The 16,741-nt window shown below is 34.2% G+C and carries 17 protein-coding genes; 5 read left to right on the forward strand and 12 right to left on the reverse strand.

The genetic code is table 11. The features are described 5' to 3' along the window. Positions 1–31 precede the first annotated feature (31 nt). Genes LB452_RS08075 through aroQ form a run of 5 tightly spaced genes read right to left on the reverse strand, consistent with a single transcriptional unit; the run spans position 32 to position 5,952 of the window. A complete protein-coding gene (locus tag LB452_RS08075; RefSeq protein WP_224461229.1) occupies positions 32–3,055 on the reverse strand; it encodes an AAA family ATPase in 3,024 nt (1,007 codons plus the stop codon). Continuing rightward, positions 3,052–4,263, reverse strand: a complete 1,212-nt coding sequence (locus tag LB452_RS08080) for an exonuclease SbcCD subunit D C-terminal domain-containing protein (RefSeq protein WP_224461230.1) — start codon at positions 4,261–4,263, stop codon at positions 3,052–3,054. The genes LB452_RS08075 and LB452_RS08080 overlap by 4 nt, the downstream gene beginning before the upstream one ends. A gap of 6 nt (positions 4,264–4,269) precedes the next feature. Further along, complete coding sequence (locus LB452_RS08085; RefSeq protein WP_224461231.1) at positions 4,270–4,950, reverse strand: DUF2490 domain-containing protein; 681 nt, start codon at positions 4,948–4,950, stop codon at positions 4,270–4,272. 1 nt (position 4,951) lies between these two features. Further along, positions 4,952–5,524 carry a hypothetical protein gene (locus LB452_RS08090; RefSeq protein WP_224461232.1) on the reverse strand — a complete coding sequence of 191 codons (573 nt, stop codon included), beginning with the start codon at positions 5,522–5,524 and terminating at the stop codon, positions 4,952–4,954. A gap of 11 nt (positions 5,525–5,535) precedes the next feature. After that, a complete protein-coding gene (gene aroQ / locus LB452_RS08095; RefSeq protein WP_224461233.1) occupies positions 5,536–5,952 on the reverse strand; it encodes a type II 3-dehydroquinate dehydratase in 417 nt (138 codons plus the stop codon). Between the two features lie 111 nt (positions 5,953–6,063). Between aroQ and LB452_RS08100 the strand changes: the two genes are divergently transcribed. From LB452_RS08100 to LB452_RS08115, 4 genes are read left to right on the forward strand one after another with little or no spacing between them, the layout of a single operon-like run. Next, positions 6,064–6,837: a LexA family transcriptional regulator gene (locus LB452_RS08100; RefSeq protein WP_224461234.1), complete on the forward strand. Its 774-nt coding sequence runs from the start codon at positions 6,064–6,066 to the stop codon at positions 6,835–6,837. Continuing rightward, positions 6,838–7,494: a DUF2461 domain-containing protein gene (locus tag LB452_RS08105; RefSeq protein ID WP_224461235.1), complete on the forward strand. Its 657-nt coding sequence runs from the start codon at positions 6,838–6,840 to the stop codon at positions 7,492–7,494. Positions 7,495–7,503: 9 nt separating this feature from the next. Next, complete coding sequence (locus LB452_RS08110; protein WP_224461236.1) at positions 7,504–9,006, forward strand: BCCT family transporter; 1,503 nt, start codon at positions 7,504–7,506, stop codon at positions 9,004–9,006. 47 nt (positions 9,007–9,053) lie between these two features. Next, positions 9,054–9,359 carry a DUF202 domain-containing protein gene (locus LB452_RS08115; protein ID WP_224461237.1) on the forward strand — a complete coding sequence of 102 codons (306 nt, stop codon included), beginning with the start codon at positions 9,054–9,056 and terminating at the stop codon, positions 9,357–9,359. Between the two features lie 10 nt (positions 9,360–9,369). On the opposite strand, the gene LB452_RS08120 is transcribed toward LB452_RS08115, so the two are convergent. Continuing rightward, entirely contained in the window at positions 9,370–10,614 is a 1,245-nt protein-coding gene (locus LB452_RS08120) for a 3-deoxy-D-manno-octulosonic acid transferase (RefSeq protein WP_224461238.1), read from the reverse strand. A gap of 86 nt (positions 10,615–10,700) precedes the next feature. On the opposite strand from LB452_RS08120, the gene LB452_RS08125 reads away from it, so the two are divergent. Next, the gene (locus tag LB452_RS08125; RefSeq protein WP_224461239.1) at positions 10,701–11,867 is read left to right on the forward strand and encodes a DegT/DnrJ/EryC1/StrS family aminotransferase; all 1,167 of its coding nucleotides are present in this window, start codon (positions 10,701–10,703) and stop codon (positions 11,865–11,867) included. Positions 11,868–11,918: 51 nt separating this feature from the next. Here LB452_RS08125 and LB452_RS08130 read toward each other — a convergent pair whose 3' ends face one another. From LB452_RS08130 to LB452_RS08155, 6 genes are read right to left on the reverse strand one after another with little or no spacing between them, the layout of a single operon-like run. After that, positions 11,919–12,194: an ATP-dependent Clp protease adaptor ClpS gene (locus LB452_RS08130; protein ID WP_224461240.1), complete on the reverse strand. Its 276-nt coding sequence runs from the start codon at positions 12,192–12,194 to the stop codon at positions 11,919–11,921. A 45-nt stretch (positions 12,195–12,239) separates the two neighbouring features. Next, entirely contained in the window at positions 12,240–13,064 is an 825-nt protein-coding gene (gene prmA, locus LB452_RS08135; protein WP_224461241.1) for a 50S ribosomal protein L11 methyltransferase, read from the reverse strand. A 1-nt stretch (position 13,065) separates the two neighbouring features. Beyond that, on the reverse strand, positions 13,066–13,818 hold the full coding sequence (tpiA, locus tag LB452_RS08140; protein WP_224461242.1) for a triose-phosphate isomerase: 753 nt from the start codon (positions 13,816–13,818) through the stop codon (positions 13,066–13,068). 17 nt (positions 13,819–13,835) lie between these two features. Then, positions 13,836–14,903 (reverse strand): ABC transporter permease, encoded by a 1,068-nt coding sequence (locus LB452_RS08145; RefSeq protein WP_224461243.1) that lies wholly within the window; start codon positions 14,901–14,903, stop codon positions 13,836–13,838. Positions 14,904–14,915: 12 nt separating this feature from the next. Beyond that, positions 14,916–16,004, reverse strand: a complete 1,089-nt coding sequence (locus LB452_RS08150) for a BT_3928 family protein (RefSeq protein WP_224461244.1) — start codon at positions 16,002–16,004, stop codon at positions 14,916–14,918. After that, positions 16,001–16,543 carry a DUF1599 domain-containing protein gene (locus tag LB452_RS08155; protein ID WP_224461245.1) on the reverse strand — a complete coding sequence of 181 codons (543 nt, stop codon included), beginning with the start codon at positions 16,541–16,543 and terminating at the stop codon, positions 16,001–16,003. Before LB452_RS08155 ends, LB452_RS08150 begins: the two co-directional genes overlap by 4 nt. Positions 16,544–16,741 lie beyond the last annotated feature (198 nt).

The following is a 16,741-nucleotide window of genomic DNA, read 5'->3' on the forward strand; positions in this document are numbered from 1 at the left end:
TCAAATTAGTTTTAGTTCTATCAGTTAAATTTTAGCCAATAACTTCAAGCTGACTATACCCCTGAGCATTTCTATCCAAAACAATTTGGGTTTGTATTCTTTCTTTAAGAGTGCTGACATGGCTAATGATACCAATGATTTTATTACTCTCCGCCTGCAGTCGTTCTAACGTATCTAAGGTGACATCTAAAGTTTCTGGATCCAGGGTTCCAAAACCTTCGTCGATGAATAAACTATTGATTTCTACATTCCTTGAGGCCAAATCCGACAACCCAAGTGCCAACGCCAAACTCATCAAAAAGGTTTCACCACCAGACAAGGTTTTTACAGACCTGCGCAAACCTCCCATGTGGTTATCAATGACATAAAGTTGATCCTTGTCTTCACTCGGTAGATAACGATCCAATTCATAACGTTCGTTCAAATGCTTCAAACGTTTGTTCCCCAAATGAATCAAGCGCTGTAAACTAAGATCCTGAGCAAATTTATTAAACTCAGTTCCCGTTGCATCACCAATGAGTTTGTTCAAAATCTCCCATTTTTTGTTGGCTTTTAATTCCTCGGAAATTTCTTTTTCAATGGTTTTCAATTCTTCCAATAGTTCCCGATTGTTCTTGAGTTTTCTCTTAACTTCCTCCAGCTTATGTTTAGTCTCCTGCAAGGCTTCTTTCAACTCTTGTATTGACTTTTCAGCTTCGTGTTTATCAGTAAAAAATTTAAAGTTTAAATTTTGAATTTGGTTTTTTAAGCCCTTTATCTTTTCCTTCTGAATTTGTACGCGTTCATTTAATTCGTTTAGCTTTTGGCTTAATGCCTGGTAGTCTGCCGATTTCATTCGGGATGAATTAGCTTCAGCAATACTTGAAAATTCGCTGGCTTTAATCTTTGGATCCAAGTCCGACTGAAGCTTAAGTATCTCATCTTTAACTCGCTTTGCATTTTCTTTTTCTTTGAGGAGGGATTGGGAAGTGTGTTCAATACCAGATTTCAATTTCACCCAGGAAGATTTTAAGTCAGAAATTAATTCTTCCAAATTATCACCGTCATATAGTTCAATCATTTCAGCTTTCAATTGACTTCCCTTTGTTCTTATTTCATCCAATTCCTCTAGAATCGACAATGAATTTTCTAAAGCTCGCTCATCAGCTTGTAATTGTTTTAGTTTTTCCAGACTCTCAATCAATTTTTCAACAGAAACTTCAAATTCTTCGAGGGATTTTCCATCCAATTCTGAAATGATACCTGCATAATTTTCAGCAAAACCCTTTTTCTTAAGCTCAAGATTATGTTTTGAAGTTTCAAGCTCATTCTCAAAATCTGCAATGCGTTTTGATTTAGAGGCTTTTTCAGCTTTTAGTTTTGAAAGCTCATCAGATACAGATTTTATTTGAAGTTTTTGTTCCTTAATCTTTTTATCCAGTTCAGAATCAATATGAGGCATATGCTCCGAGTAAGGATGTTCCGTGGATCCGCAAACAGGGCAAGGTTCATTTTCTTTCAGTTGCTTTCTTAGCTCATCAACTTGGAACCTCAGGTTTTGGTTTTCTTTTTTCAATTCCAGATGATTGAGGTCTTTTTCCAGACCTTCGAGAATTGTCTGTTTTGAAGTGATAAGTTCTGGAAACTTACTTAGTTCTTCTCTTTCTTTTAGAAAAATAGTTTGTGTTTTTGAAATTTGCTTTTCAAGTTCCTGGATAGATTTCTCATCATATTTTGCCTCCTTCAGTTGATTTAAGAATTGGTTTTTAGCTTTGAGTGTTTCTTCAAGGGTCTTATCAGCTTCCAGTTTAACAGACAAATTTTTAATACCTTCTTCAGTAGTTTTGAGCTGAGTTTTCAGGAAATTCTCAAATTCTGAAATTGATTGCTTTTGAAACTTCAGTTCCAAAATTTCCAATTCTTTATTTAAAAATTCCTTTTTGGAAGCGTAATCATTTCTTTTTAAAATCCTTTCATTATTTAAGGTTTGATAAACTTTTAAAAGACTGTTCAATTTCTTTTCAACTTCAGCATCTTCAACTTTAGCTTTAAGAAGACTTTCGATCTTGTTTTTTACAGCTTCAATTTCATTATGAATTCGAGACTGATTTTCTTTAAGATCATTTATGGATTCACTAAGAGTTTCTCTTTTTTCAGCTAAAGCATTATAGTCCTTAAGCTCCTCATCAAAATCCAAGGTCTTCGCGTGCTTGCGGAGTTCTTCAGCATATTTTTTCTGAAAGCCATCAAATTCACTTTCAAACTTTGAAAGATTTTGACTTTCTTTTATTAATTCCTGATCAAGTTTTTCTTTCGACTTTAGTTTTTCTAAATCCTTTTCCTGTTGTGTAATCTTTAATTCCTGATGCTTTTCTTCAGATTCTAATTTTTCTTTTTCAAGATTATTGGATTCAAGATCTTCGGTACTTAAAAGCTTCTTTTGAAGGTCTTCCAAAAGGTTTTTTTGCTTGGAGATCTTTGATTTAAGATGGTTATACTTTTCGAAGACTTTTCTACCAATCTGTCTGTAAATAGACGTATTAGTTATTTTTTCTAAAAGTTCACTTCTTTCCTTCTCATTAGATTTTAATAAGGTAGCGAATTCACCTTGGGATAACAGAACCGACTTTACAAATTGATCATAAGACAAGCCTATCAGTCTTTCGATTTCTTCTTGGTTCTCTGTTTTCTTTTCACTGTAGTACTTTTCAGTTTGCGTATCCCAAAGATTCATATCGTGATCTCTCAGCTTTCCATTTCTATTGGTTGAAATGGACCAGGTAGAGATGAATGTGCCAGAATTGCAAGAGAACTTGACCTTTGCATACGCTTCTTTTTGATGCTTAGTCAATATACTACCATCTTGTTCTATCTTATTTTTGGTGACGCTGGAAATTCTCGGAGTTCTACCATAAAGTCCAAGGCAAATCGCATCGAGTAAAGTACTTTTTCCACTCCCTGTAGGTCCTATGATTGCAAATAACCCACCAGTATTTAAGGGAGTTTCGTCAAAATTGATTTCATGTTCACCTTTTAGTGAATTTATATTTTTAAAATGTAAACTTTCTATTTTCATTCTTCGTTGCGATTCAATTCTTCCAAAATCTCTTCAAAGGCAGATATGAGCTCAAGTTTTGTCTGATCATTTTCATCCACGCCTTCGAGTTTTTTCAGAAATACTTCTTTGGGTGTAAAATCAGACACTTGACTTTCTGTTGTGGACACTCCTCTTTCAACTTTAGCCATGTTTTTAAAGGTGACTTTATGCTTCACAATTTTACAACTTGGCTTCTCAAAATTTTCAATCATTTGCTCTAAATCATAGTTGAGCGTGGCAGAAAATTCATTTTCCAACATTTCAATTTCTATTAGGGTTTCAAGCTGGGATTTAATTTCTATAGCTTCCAGTTTTTCTTCGATTTCAGCCAAAGTTCCTTTGATTAAAACCAAATCCCTGAATTTTGGAATAGCAATGCTTTCTGGTTCAAAACTTATTTCGGTATCTATCAGCAACACCCGCTTTTCATTTTTGCGTTCACTAAAGGAAAGGGGAATAGGAGAACCGCTGTAAAATATTGGGGTTTCGGCCTGTAAGCGCTGGGGTTTATGAATATGTCCCAGCGCAATATAGTCGTAATCGCTTCCAAAATGAGAAACTTCAAGACTGGCTAAATTACCGATTTGAATATCTCGCTCACTTTCTGAAACGCTTACTCCAGTTGCAAACAAATGGCCCATGCCAATTATAGGAACTCCAGGATATTTCACTTTTGCAAGTTTTGATGTTTCCTGAAAATGAAATGAAATACTTTCACGTATCGCCTCTTGTTTATTATCATGACTTTCAGCATCAAATTGGCGCTGAAGATTTCTACTTCTTAAGTAGGGTATCGCTGCTATAATTATTTCAATATTATTTTCAGAAGAAATCGGAATTAAACAATTTTCAAATTCGTCTGGCATTTGCCCAATGACATGAATATCGAGCTGATTTAATATTTCTTTTGGTGCCTCCAGAACACTAGGAGAATCGTGATTTCCACCAGTAATAATGATCTTAAGATCAAATTTTTTCAATTTGATTAATGTCTTATAGTATTGATTTCGCGATTCACTTGAAGGATTTGAAAAATCAAAAACATCACCTGAAATCAGTAAAACATCAACTGGATTTTCATCTAAATACTCACAGAGCCAAATGATAAAAAGATCGAAGTCTTTGGCTAAATCGGTCTTGTGCAGGCGTTTTCCAATATGCCAATCGGCAGTGTGTAGTATTTTCATATAGCACTAAAGAGTTTTGTAATATCCAAATTTAAACCACAGCCGGTGTCTAAATCTGTCATCTACCAAATAATCATCTGTTCTGTAGTCAAAACCAACTTCAAGTTTGTTTTTGTCATCAAAATAAAATCCCAAGGCAGCTGTTAATCTATTTTCCAGATCATCTTCACTGCTTTGAATCATGTAGATAATTTCGTTGGAGACTGTTAAATAATTTTCACCAGGATCTAAACTTAAACCTTGAAGTGGAATTTGTCCTTTTATTCTGTATCTAGCTCTAAATAGGAGAGGTGCATCTTGGAAAAAAGTCTCATCGATTCGTATTCTATGACCAATTCTATAAAAGGATTCTCTTTGTAAAATTGAAATTTGTTGGATAGTTCTGTGAGTGTTTTCCCCTTCTTCAATCCTGTATTGATATCCAAGATCAACTTTTACGAAAGGCGATAAACGCCTTCCAATAAAGGTTTGTAAGTCGGTTAAGGTTTGCTCGTACTCAAATTCTTCATTGAGATTGTTGGAGTCGAACAATCCATTTTGAGATTCAATTTTATGGATTATAGAATATTTTTCTGAAATCTTGTAGTTCAATGAAGCTTCAGGGAAAAAACCAAAAATGAACCGATCGTTTTGAGCTTTAGATGATAATGACAACAACAAAAAACCAGCTAAAAAAAAATACTTCATATCAATAATCTAAATTATCTGTAGCTCTTAGATTGACTATTCTTTTTTCAATCAAAACGCCTTCATCATTAAACAAAGCTTCCCATAATTCATCTTCAGTTTCTGATTTTCCATAGTATTCAATCTCATAATTTATAGTGATGTTTTCAAATTCATCTTCATCAATAATATCCTCAAGATCATTTCCATGACCTGTATATTGAATTTGAATTTTTGAAATTGTAAACTTTGTATAATTGGTTTCCAAAAAATTAGTGATGACCTCTCGAACTTTTGGTGCCAACTCATTTTCATCAATGAGAATTTCAATATTCCTCACATATCCGTCCAGACTAAATTCGACGCTATGTAGGTGTTTATCGTGTTTTAGTTTAGCTTCAAAGACTTCTTTTTCACCATCGGTTTGGTAATACCATTTCACTTTTCGCTTATTTTCATAAGCATCATTCAACCATTTTTTGGCTTGTTCGTGGACTTCACTTTTTTTAACTCGCTTTTCGACTTCATTTTTTTCTTGAGCATAACCGAAAGCCATACCAAATAGAGCAAATAGAGTAATTATAATTCGTGACATTAGTAATGGATTTAATCTAAAAAGCTTCTTATCGCCAATTCATAACTCCTCAAACCAAAACCAATGATAATTCCAAAAGCATTTGGTGAGACGTAAGAATGTTTTCTGAAGTCCTCTCTCGCGTGTGTATTGGAAATGTGTACTTCTATCACAGGCGTAGCTATGGCTTTAATGGCATCGCCAATGGCTATTGAAGTATGAGTGTAAGCAGCTGCGTTGAGAATTATCCCATCTACATTGTCATCTGCTTCTTGCAATTCTGAAATTAATTCTCCTTCAATATTAGATTGAAAGTAAGACAATTCCACATCTTTAAATTGAAACTGAAGTTCAGTGAAATAATCTTTAAAGGTCGACTTACCATAAATCTCGGGTTCTCTTTTTCCCAATATATTTAAATTTGGACCATTGATGACATGTATTTTCATAAGGTTTATCTTAGTTATCAAATTTATTAAAATAAATAACGCCAAAAATTATTATTGATTAGGATTTTTTCCTTAGTTTCATGGAATTATTCCTACTAAAGCTAAATCACCATGAAATCAGATTTATCATTAGAAATTCAGCGTTTTAAGCAAATTCGAGAAGAAAATAATTTCACTCAAACCGAATTTGCTGAAATTTTGAATATCAAAAATTCTACTTCAGATATTGAACGAGGTAAAACTAAACTTTCTGGCCAAGTTGTTATGATGCTTTTGAAAATTTTTGAAGTCAATCCGCTTTGGCTTTACGGTGAAAGTTTTCAGAAAAAACTAGATGTTCATCATATCAATTCTATGCCAAAAGTAATTTCAGTAGATGAAAACAATTCAAGAGAAAATATGCTCTTGGTCAATCAAAAAGCAGCTGCAGGCTATCCGCAAAATATCGGAGATGCAGAATGGTACCATCAACTCCCTGCGTTTGAAATGCCAATTCCTCAATTCAGAAACGCTTCCTATAGAGGATTTCAGGTCGAAGGCGATAGCATGGAACCCAACTTTCATTCCGAAGACTGGGTCCTTGGCAAATCGGTAGAAAGCTTACAACAAGCTGTAAATCATAAAGTTTATGTGTTTGTGCTTCAGGATTCTGTTTTGGTTAAAAAACTGCATAAACACCCCAATTCTCATAAAATTTCCTTGATTTCTACCAACTCTTACTATCCTCCTTATGAAGTAGAAGATTCTGAAGTTCAGGAAATCTGGGAAGTAACTAGTAAATTGACGTTTTCCATCAATGAAAATTCTGAAAACAGTATGCTCAAAAAATTGGAGCAGTCTATGGAAGAACTTAAAACTCAACTCAATTCAATAAAACCAAGCTAAATGGATTTTGAACGTTTATTCGATTTTCTGGAAACACTTAACGCCAACAATAGCAAAGAGTGGATGGATGAAAACAGAAAAGAGTACGAATATGTAAAAGCAGATTATGTAAAATGGCTGGAAGATCTGGATTTAAAATTGTCCAAACTTGATGAGAATTACTATTCATCTACTGGTAAGAAAGCCATCAATAGAATTAATAATAATTTGCTATATCATCCTAATAAACCAACTTACAAAGATCATTTTGGAGCAGGTTTGGACAAACGTCCAAAAACGGGTGACTTCTATATTCATCTTGGAATTGAGGAAATTTTCGTTGCCGGTGGGTTTTACAAACCTAAACCTGAACTACTAAAGAGCATCAGGGAAGCAATTGACTATAATGGCGATGATTTTAAAGCAATTGTAAATTCCAAAACTTTTCAAGAGCATTTTGGTGGTTTGATGGAGGATGACGACAAGTTAAAAACATCTCCAAAAGGATTTTCGCAAGAGCATAAGCATATCGAGTTTCTCAGACTTAAAAGTTTTGCTGCTATGAAACCTTTTGTTAGGAAGGACGTCCTTTCATCAGATTTTAAAGATAAAGTCATTGAGACTTATACAGCTATGCTTCCTTTTAGAAGATACCTCAATAAAGCAGTAACCGTGTAAATTTTATTTTTGAAGGCTTTAAATCCTAAAAATCAATTAATTCTTGCAAGCCTTGTTATTCTTGGATTTATAGGCGTATTATTTTTGATTTTTCCTAAAAATTCTTTTGAGGTCATCAACACAGTTTCAACTCGGGTGAGAACCTTTTTCGGGAAATTATACTTGGTTTTAGGCTTGTTTATAGTGGTGTATTTGCTGGTAATAGGATTTTCTCCCTTAGGAAAAATAAAATTAGGTTCTAGCTCACCAGAATATTCAACTCCGTCCTGGCTAGCCATGATGTATTCTACAGGAATGGGAGCAGGCATCATTTTAAGAGCAGTTCAGGAACCTATATTTATGATGAAGCACCCGAATCTGCAAATCTCAAGACCTAGTGAAATTCATGGATTGGAAATGACTTTTTATCATTGGGGTTTTACAGCCTGGGGGTTTTATGGCCTTTTTGCTTTATTCATTGCGTATTTATTATTTGTCAAGAAAAAAAATATTCAGTTGAGCCAAATTATTCCTAAACTATCCAATTCATTTTCAACTAAACTTATAGACTTACTCGTGATTCTTACTACAGTTTTTGGCGTAGTGAGTGCAGTTGCTTTAGGAATTAGACAAGTAGAAGGAGGGATAAATTTTATTACAGAGTCTACTCTTGGTGTTTATCTTAGCATCATACTTTGTGTTTTAATCTTTTCATTTGCGATTTTCTCTTCTATAAAAGGTTTAAGCAACGGGATCAGGCGTTTATCCAATGTCAACATAATACTTACTTTGTTATTGCTTGCTTATGTGATGTTCAATAGTGACATCAGCTTAATTTTATCAAATCTTTGGCAGTCTGTTTTAGCCTTGCTTCAGGATTTCATTCCGTTAAGTTTAGCAATTGGTGAGTTCAATTTTAGCGAACAATTTTTATCAGATTGGACCTATTATTATTGGGCTTTCTGGTTGGCTTGGGCACCTTTTACAGGAATTTTTATCGCTAGAATTTCCAAAGGGCGCAGTATACGACAACTTATTTTAGGTGTGCTCATTGTTCCAAGTTTAGGGTCATTTCTATGGTTTACAAGTTTTGGAACATCTGCTATTGAACTGATAAATGCTGATGTCGTTTCAAGTTTTGCATTTGATAATGTCTTCACTTCAACTTTTGTGCTTTTGGAACAATTCCCACTTGGTTTTTATGCGGTTATTTTGGCTATTCTGCTTTTATTAGGATTTTTAATTACTTCTGCCGATTCGGCTATTTTTGTCCTGGGAATGTTTTCAGACTTAACCAAAATCAATCCTTCTACTTTCCATAAATCGACATGGGGAATTTTACTGTTCCTGATCTCTTTGGGATTTTTGATGATAGGAAGGTTTAGTGAGGCTGAAGATGTTTTGGAAGCTGTTCAAAAGCTTCTTATAGTCAGCTCATTGGCTTTAGCTTTGCTCAGTATAGTTTTCATCATTGGATTTACCTTTGGTCTTAATAGTCACTATAAATCCAAAAAGGATCAAATTCAGATGTAGTTTGTATTTTTATTTATGTATTGCTCAACTTTTATTCACAAGAAATCATGAAGAAACAACTTAAGAATATTGTAAAATTTACAGACGATTACACCAATGAAGACCGAATTATCCTTCGGGATCATTTGGCAATGGAACGAACTAAACTCGCCAATGAACGCACGCTTTTGTCTTATTTACGGTCTTCGCTTTATCTACTTCTCGGTGGAATTGGACTTGTCGGAATCAGAGAAAAGCTTTTTGAGGACCTAAAAATCGTTGGGTATATAGCAATAGGACTCAGTGTTGTTTTTTTGGTCGTAGGCATTGTTCGCTTTATACAACTAAAACGACATTTAAGAAATTTCAAATAAGTTACTTTTTTTATTTACTGTCAAAATCAATTGCTGATAAAATTTTCTGAGTAGCTCCAGCTTCAGAATTCACAAAATGTCCGCAAATCTGTCCGCTTTTTTCTCTAAATGTTTTATCAGAGGTAAGTTTTTCAAATACTGACGCAAATTCATCATCTGAACTAACACTAAATAAACCTCCTAGTCGCCTTATCGTTTTCGCTTCAGGGAATTTATCAAAGTTTTTGCCGATGACAATCGGTATACCAAAAGCAGCAGGTTCCAATATATTGTGTAATCCGCTCAATCCCATGCCACCTCCTACGTAAGCTAAATCGGCATAACTGTAAATCTTGGTCAATAAACCTATAGTATCGACTATTAAAACCTGAAACTCTTCTAAGTTTTGATTTTCAATTTCAGAAAAACAGATAACTTTTTTGGTGATACTTTTTTTTAATTTCTGAATTTGAGATGGGTTTATTTGGTGAGGAGCGATAATCAGTTTTATGTGATTTGGAGCATTGTTTATGGCGTCCAAAGTTATCGATAGATCTTCTGGCCAAGTGCTACCAAATACAATAGTAAGATCACCTGAAGCTGTAAACTTATCCATAAAGTTAAGCTGATTATCCATTGCCAGCTGAGAAATCACCCTGTCATAACGGGTGTCTCCAGAAATACTGGCCTGCTCAAAACCATAGTCTTTTAAAAGCCTGAGTGATTCTTCATTTTGAACAAAAAGATGATCAAATTTACTTAAAGCTTTCTTCATAAATTTTCCCATTGGTTTAAAATACAGCTGTTGTATCCTGAAGACCCCAGAAACAAGGTAGGATTTAATTTGTTTTTTTTCCAAAACGTCCATCAGATTTGGCCAGACTTCATACTTAATAAAAAAAGCGATTTCAGGGTTTAGGATAGTTAGAAATTTTTCTGCGTTTTTTTTGGTATCCAGAGGCAGGTAAGTAACAATATCCAATTTAGAATCTTTCTTCTTAACCTCATATCCCGATGGAGAAAAAAAACTCACCGCAATCTTATGGGAGTTGTATTTTTTCTTCAAAGCATCAATAATGGGTACAGCCTGCTCATATTCACCAAGAGAAGCGGCGTGAAACCAAATAACTTTATCATTTTCAGATACTTGGGATTTTAATTGAGATTCCCAGTTAATTCTTCCTTCCGCAAATAATTTCATTTTAGGATTCAAATGTTTCAATACAGGTAAGGAAAACTGAAAACTATGAATGATGAGTTGATATATGGACTTCAAATTGTATTTTTTCCAAAAATAAGCTTTTAAAGGAATTGTCTCTTTGAATACTTAATATTCTTATTTTTGTGTAAGAAAAAAAGACTATGAAAAAACTACAAATGGTTGATCTGAAGGGTCAATATGAAAAAATAAAGGAAGAAGTAGATAAATCTATTATAGATGTTGTTGATTCTACAGCGTATATTAATGGTCCGGCTGTAAAGCAATTTCAGGAAAACCTTGAGCAGTACATGGGCGTCAAACACGTCATACCTTGTGCTAATGGTACGGATGCCTTACAAATTTCAATGATGGCGATTGGATTGAAACCAGGTGATGAAGTCATTACTGTAGACTTCACATTTGCTGCTACTGTTGAAGTGATTGCACTCCTCAACTTAACACCTGTCTTAATTGATGTTGATAAAGACACCTTCAATATTGATTTGATAAAATTGGAGCAAGCTATTACTCCCAAAACCAAAGCTATTGTACCGGTTCATTTATTTGGACATGTCGCTCAGATGGAGGAGATTATGGATATTGCAAAAAAGCATAATTTATATGTGATCGAAGATAATGCTCAGGCTATTGGAGCCAATTATACATTTAAAGATGGTTCTCAGCAAAAAGCTGGAACGATTGGAAATGTAGGAGCGACTTCATTCTTTCCATCCAAAAACCTTGGAGCTTATGGTGATGGTGGTGCTATTTTCACCAACAATGATGATTTGGCTCACACAATTAGAGGTGTAGTTAACCACGGAATGTATGAAAGATACCATCATGATGTTGTAGGCGTCAATTCAAGATTGGACAGCGTCCAGGCTGCAATTTTGGACATCAAACTAAAACACTTGGATGATTATAGCTTCAGACGACAAAATGCTGCAAGACATTATACTGAAGTTTTAAGCAAGTCTGAAAACATTGAGACTCCAAAGACCATAACGCACAAACAATGTGATAATTCAAAAGGTATTTGTGACACATGCGACTGTCATGTCTTTCATCAATACACCATCAAAATTAAGAACGGAAAGCGCGGCGAATTAGTAGATCATTTTAAGGCTAATAATATTCCTCATGGAGTTTATTATCCAATTCCTTTGCATTCCCAAAAGGCTTATAAAGATGAGCGATATGATGAAAAGGAGTTCAAGGTTACTAATGAATTGGTAGATGAAGTGATTTCTCTGCCTATGCATACAGAATTAGACAAAGAACAAATTGACTATATCACTTCAGAGATTATTAAGGTTATAGGATAGTTATTCTACCAAGGATTCAAATAAAAAAAGCCTCGAATTTCGAGGCTTTTTTTATACTATTTCAGCGCTGATACCAGCTCTTAGAATTTCTGTACATCTAGGCTTCAGATCGTCATAATCACCTGATTTGACGGCGCATTTACCTTTGTAATGAATTAGTAAAGTGCATTGTTCGGCTTGTAATGCATCATGATCACAGGTTTTAATCAATGTTTCAATAACGTGATCAAACGTATTGACTTCGTCATTATAAACAATTATTTCATGAGAATCTGTAAGTTTTTCTTTTACATCTACTTCTTCTAAAACTTCTTCTTTAACGCTCATCACTCAATTTTATAGCAAATATATACAGAATACTTTAAGCAACTTTTAATTTTTTGTGAATTTGGCTGCCACCCAGTTGTCTTTTGTTTGATGTTTAACGAATGTCAATTCATTACGAATTGCCTCTTCTTGAATAAGTTTTAAATCTTCTTCGTAAAATCCACTAAAGTAAATTGAGCCTCCAGAAACCAAATGAGCTACGTAAATAGACATGTCTTCTAAAAGAATATTCCTATTGATATTGGCTAATATCAAGTCGTAATTCTTTTCAATTTTTTCTGCACCACCAAGGATAACGTTTCCTTTGCAAGAATTACGTTCTATATTTTCTTCGGTGTTCTCAACACACCAGGTATCGATATCAATATAGTCTACAGATGTAGCCCCACGGATATCTGCAAGTATTCCAAGGACTCCGGTGCCGCATCCCATATCCAGGACTCTTTTATCCTTGCAATCTTCTTCAAGAAGCAATTCAGAAATTTGATAAGTTGTCGCATGATGTCCAGTTCCAAAGGACATTTTGGGCTCTATTATGATGTCGATATCCGTATTTGTTTTGGAATGGAAAGGTGCTCGAATTGTGCATCTAGTGTCAATATGAATGGGATGAAAATTTTTTTCCCACTCCTCATTCCAGTTAACCTGTTCAATTGTCGACTTAGTATAAGAGATTTGAAATTCATCCGATTTCAAAATGGAGACATCATTTAGCAGGTCTTTCCTGTCATCTGATTCAATAATATATCCAAGAAGACCCTTTTCATGGTTTTCAAAACTTTCAAAAGGTAATTCACCCAATTCAGCCAGCAAAATATCCCTGCCAGGCTGAAGTCGGTGAACTTCAAATTTATATTCTATGTATTTCATTTTAAAATGACATCACAATTTCTGCAAAGCTTTTTGCATCCAATGAAGCTCCGCCGATAAGTCCTCCGTCAACGTCTTTTTTGGCGAAAATTTCTTTAGCATTGTTAGGCTTAACACTTCCTCCGTAAAGAATCGAGGTTTGGTCTGCAACATCCTGACTATATTTTTCAGCCAGTACTTTTCGAATATATTCATGAATTTCCTGAGCTTGTTCTGGAGATGCTGTTTCGCCGGTTCCAATAGCCCAAACAGGTTCATAAGCTATGACAACGTTTTTCATGTCTGAAGCACTAACGTGAAAAAGTCCTTTTTCCAACTGCTCCTTAACAACTTCAAAATGCTTGTCTGCTTTTCTTTGTTCTAATTTTTCTCCTATGCAAAACATAATTTTAAAGTCATGCTTTAGAGATGCAGTAACTTTTTTAGCCAGTAAATCATCAGTTTCGCCATAAATAGCTCTTCGCTCACTATGGCCGATAATGACATATTCCACTCCAACACTTTTAAGCATATCAGGAGATATTTCTCCGGTAAATGCACCCTCTTCATTTTCGTTGATGTTTTGCGAAGAAATTTTTATTGAAGAATCTTTTAAATTTTGATGGATTGGATATAAGTTGGTATATGGTGGAGCGATGATTACTTTAGCATTAGATTTGGAAAAGTCCTTTAGCTTTAAATCGTTGAGCAAATGAAGAGCTTCATCTAGGTTACAATTCATTTTCCAGTTTCCTGCTACAATTTGAGTTCTCATGTTTTTTATTTTTGAATTTATATTCTTGGGTCTAATAGTTTGTAAATTATATCTACTAAGATATTAATAATGATAAAGATGATAGCTATCGTTAACACAGCTCCCATGATAATTGGCAAATCTAGCGTGTTTAAAGCATCTACTATTTCTTTTCCGATGCCATTCCATCCGAAAATATATTCAACAAAAACAGCTCCCGCCAGCATTGAGGCAAACCAACCTGATATGGCGGTTACAACTGGGTTTAATGCGTTTTTTAAGCTGTGATTTATGATTACTGAATAAGCACTTAATCCTTTTGCTCTAGCTGTTCTTATGTAATCTTGCTGAAACACTTCTAGTAGCGAACTTCTCATAAGTTGAACAACAACGGCAAGTGGTCTTATTCCAAGTACAAAGGCCGGCAATATTAAGTTTTTGAAATGGAAAATCTTTTCTTCACCAAAATCGTCTAATTCGTAAAGATTTCCTGTCATATTTAAGTTTGTGTATTCTTTGAGGACATAGCCAAAGAGCCATGCTGCAAGAATAGCACTAAAAAAAGAAGGCAAACTCATACCCAGGGTGCTAAGAACCTGTATACTTTTATCTATCCAGGTATCCTTTTGAAGGGCAGAGATAATACCTAAAAAAATACCTATAATAAGTGCAATTGAAATTGAAGAAACCGCCAAAATCGCCGTGTTCGGTAAAGTTTGTTTGATGATGTCAAGCACTTTTTGATCCTGACGCTGAAATGAAGTTCTCAAATAGGGCGTTTTTATATAAATAGTACCTGCAGCCAAAGAAAATAATTGTGTCCCATTGTATTTATTCTCTTCAAAATAAGTAAAGTCTTTTACATCTGAACTGTGCCAAGACATAGGTAACAAATCATTGATATAGTATAAGTACTGTTGACCTATGCTTTTATCAAAACCGTATTTTTCTTTTTGTTGTTGAAGTTGTTCCTGGGTTTCATTTTGTCCAAGCATCATTTGTGCAGGATCTCCAGGTAAAACACTAAAAAGAAAAAAAATGACGGTAACTACACCAAAAACGGTTAGCAAAGCATATGCAGTTTTTTGAACAAAATTTTTCAGCAATGGATATATCTTTTAGAATTCATCTGCATCATTCCAATGAAGCTTATTGGTAATAGTGCCATTTTCAATAATGACAATTCCAGGATTTGCTCTTATAATAGTCTTGATTGCAGTTTCATCTGAGAAATAAAAATCAAAATTTAAGTTGTAATCACTTTTAATTTTTGAAATATCTTTTTCTCCAGAAGCTGTAAGACCAATAACTTTGAAGTTGTCTTCTTTGGCCTTATTCAGTGCGGATGAAAGTTCTATCCATCCTTCATGTTCGGTTTTGGAAAGATTATATGCTACAACGATCATCAGTTGATCTTCCTGCATCAAATCTTCAATATAGTTTTCACCGCCTTTGATAAGAGAGAAATCACGAATTGGAGGAATGTATCCCTCATTCATCATTTTTGTTTCAACATTGATAAATTCACCAGGGACATCCGGATAGCTTCCATTAGTTGTATAAACTTCCTTGTTGCCGTTGTTTTCAAAGGTCCATTCATATTCATAAACAGCTTCTTGAGCATCATCTGGATAGCTCATGGCTTCAGGGATATTGGTCCCAATCTTGTAGGCACGAAAATCTATTGCAGGTAAATGCATTAAAACATGATAGGCGAAATAAAGACAGGCTATGGATGCAGCAAATACTATCCATTTTAAAGATGGTTTAGCAAAAATAGGTTGGATATACTTTTCATTAAAGAATAATATCAAAATCAGAATTAAAAGTAAGATGTCTTTTATAAAAGATTGCCAGGGCGTCAAGGGAATGGCATCACCGAAACAACCACAATCGGTGACTTTATTGAAATATGCCGAATAGAACGTTAGGAAAGTAAAAAATACAATCATCAAAAGCAGACTCCATTTGGTGAATTTAGGCGCATATCCAATCAGTAGAGTTAAGCCTAATAGCAATTCATAAATCACAATGAATATTGCTAAAACCAATGCGAAAGGAATCAAGAATTCCAGATTCAAAACTCCTTCACCGAAATACTCTTCTAGTTTGTAAGAAAATCCAATGGGATCATTCAATTTCACAAAACCACTGAAAATGAATAATATGCCAACAAAAACTCTAGAAAAGCCTATTATATATTTCATTTTGATTTGAAATTTAAATGAATTAGAGCAAACACTGAATAATTTATGATATCGAGATAACCTGCTTCGATGCCTTCGCTCACTAAAGTTTGTCCTGCATTATCTTCAATCTGTTTAATCCGTAGAAGTTTTTGCAAAATAAGATCAGTCAGAGAACTCACTCTCAATTTTCTCCAAACCTCACCATAATCATGATTTTTATCAATCATTAGGGTTTTAGCTTTTTCAACTTGAAGATTATATTGAATAATAGCTTCGTCTGGACTTAAATCTGCTTTTTCAGAAATGCCTAATTCAATTTGAATTAAAGCCATAATAGAATAATTAATGATCCCAATAAACTCAGAATCTTCGTTTTCTTCTACTTTCTGAACTTTATTTTCTTGCAGACTTCTTATTCGGCTTGCTTTTATGAAAATTTGATCAGTTAAGGAGGTAAGTCTTAGTATTCTCCAAGCCGTACCATAGTCTTTAGTCTTTTTGACAAAAAGATCCCTCGTGTCCTTTATTATAAGGTCGAATTGTTCGTTTGTATTCATAGTTAAACCAAAAGGTAAATTTCGACTAATTATAATAGAATACAAAAACAAAAAGGCATAATAGTAGTAATTTTGCATGGCATAGGAATTGACCCTATATAAACTGATTCCTGATATCAATGGTATAGCAGGATATTTCGAGAAAAATAATGTAAAATGACAAGTTGAGTCAGTGTTAACTGACATTTTGACAAAAAA

The sequence above is a fragment of the Psychroflexus longus genome (genome assembly GCF_020164595.1).
Lineage (GTDB): Bacteria > Bacteroidota > Bacteroidia > Flavobacteriales > Flavobacteriaceae > Psychroflexus > Psychroflexus longus.

Coding starts and splice junctions, on each gene's coding strand:
- LB452_RS08075 (WP_224461229.1), bottom strand. CDS start 3,055: ATGAAAATAGAAAGTTTACATTTTAAAAATATAAATTCACTAAAAGGT.
- LB452_RS08080 (WP_224461230.1), bottom strand. CDS start 4,263: ATGAAAATACTACACACTGCCGATTGGCATATTGGAAAACGCCTGCAC.
- LB452_RS08085 (WP_224461231.1), bottom strand. CDS start 4,950: ATGAAGTATTTTTTTTTAGCTGGTTTTTTGTTGTTGTCATTATCATCT.
- LB452_RS08090 (WP_224461232.1), bottom strand. CDS start 5,524: ATGTCACGAATTATAATTACTCTATTTGCTCTATTTGGTATGGCTTTC.
- aroQ (WP_224461233.1), bottom strand. CDS start 5,952: ATGAAAATACATGTCATCAATGGTCCAAATTTAAATATATTGGGAAAA.
- LB452_RS08100 (WP_224461234.1), top strand. CDS start 6,064: ATGAAATCAGATTTATCATTAGAAATTCAGCGTTTTAAGCAAATTCGA.
- LB452_RS08105 (WP_224461235.1), top strand. CDS start 6,838: ATGGATTTTGAACGTTTATTCGATTTTCTGGAAACACTTAACGCCAAC.
- LB452_RS08115 (WP_224461237.1), top strand. CDS start 9,054: ATGAAGAAACAACTTAAGAATATTGTAAAATTTACAGACGATTACACC.
- LB452_RS08125 (WP_224461239.1), top strand. CDS start 10,701: ATGAAAAAACTACAAATGGTTGATCTGAAGGGTCAATATGAAAAAATA.
- LB452_RS08130 (WP_224461240.1), bottom strand. CDS start 12,194: ATGAGCGTTAAAGAAGAAGTTTTAGAAGAAGTAGATGTAAAAGAAAAA.
- prmA (WP_224461241.1), bottom strand. CDS start 13,064: ATGAAATACATAGAATATAAATTTGAAGTTCACCGACTTCAGCCTGGC.
- tpiA (WP_224461242.1), bottom strand. CDS start 13,818: ATGAGAACTCAAATTGTAGCAGGAAACTGGAAAATGAATTGTAACCTA.
- LB452_RS08150 (WP_224461244.1), bottom strand. CDS start 16,004: ATGAAATATATAATAGGCTTTTCTAGAGTTTTTGTTGGCATATTATTC.
- LB452_RS08155 (WP_224461245.1), bottom strand. CDS start 16,543: ATGAATACAAACGAACAATTCGACCTTATAATAAAGGACACGAGGGAT.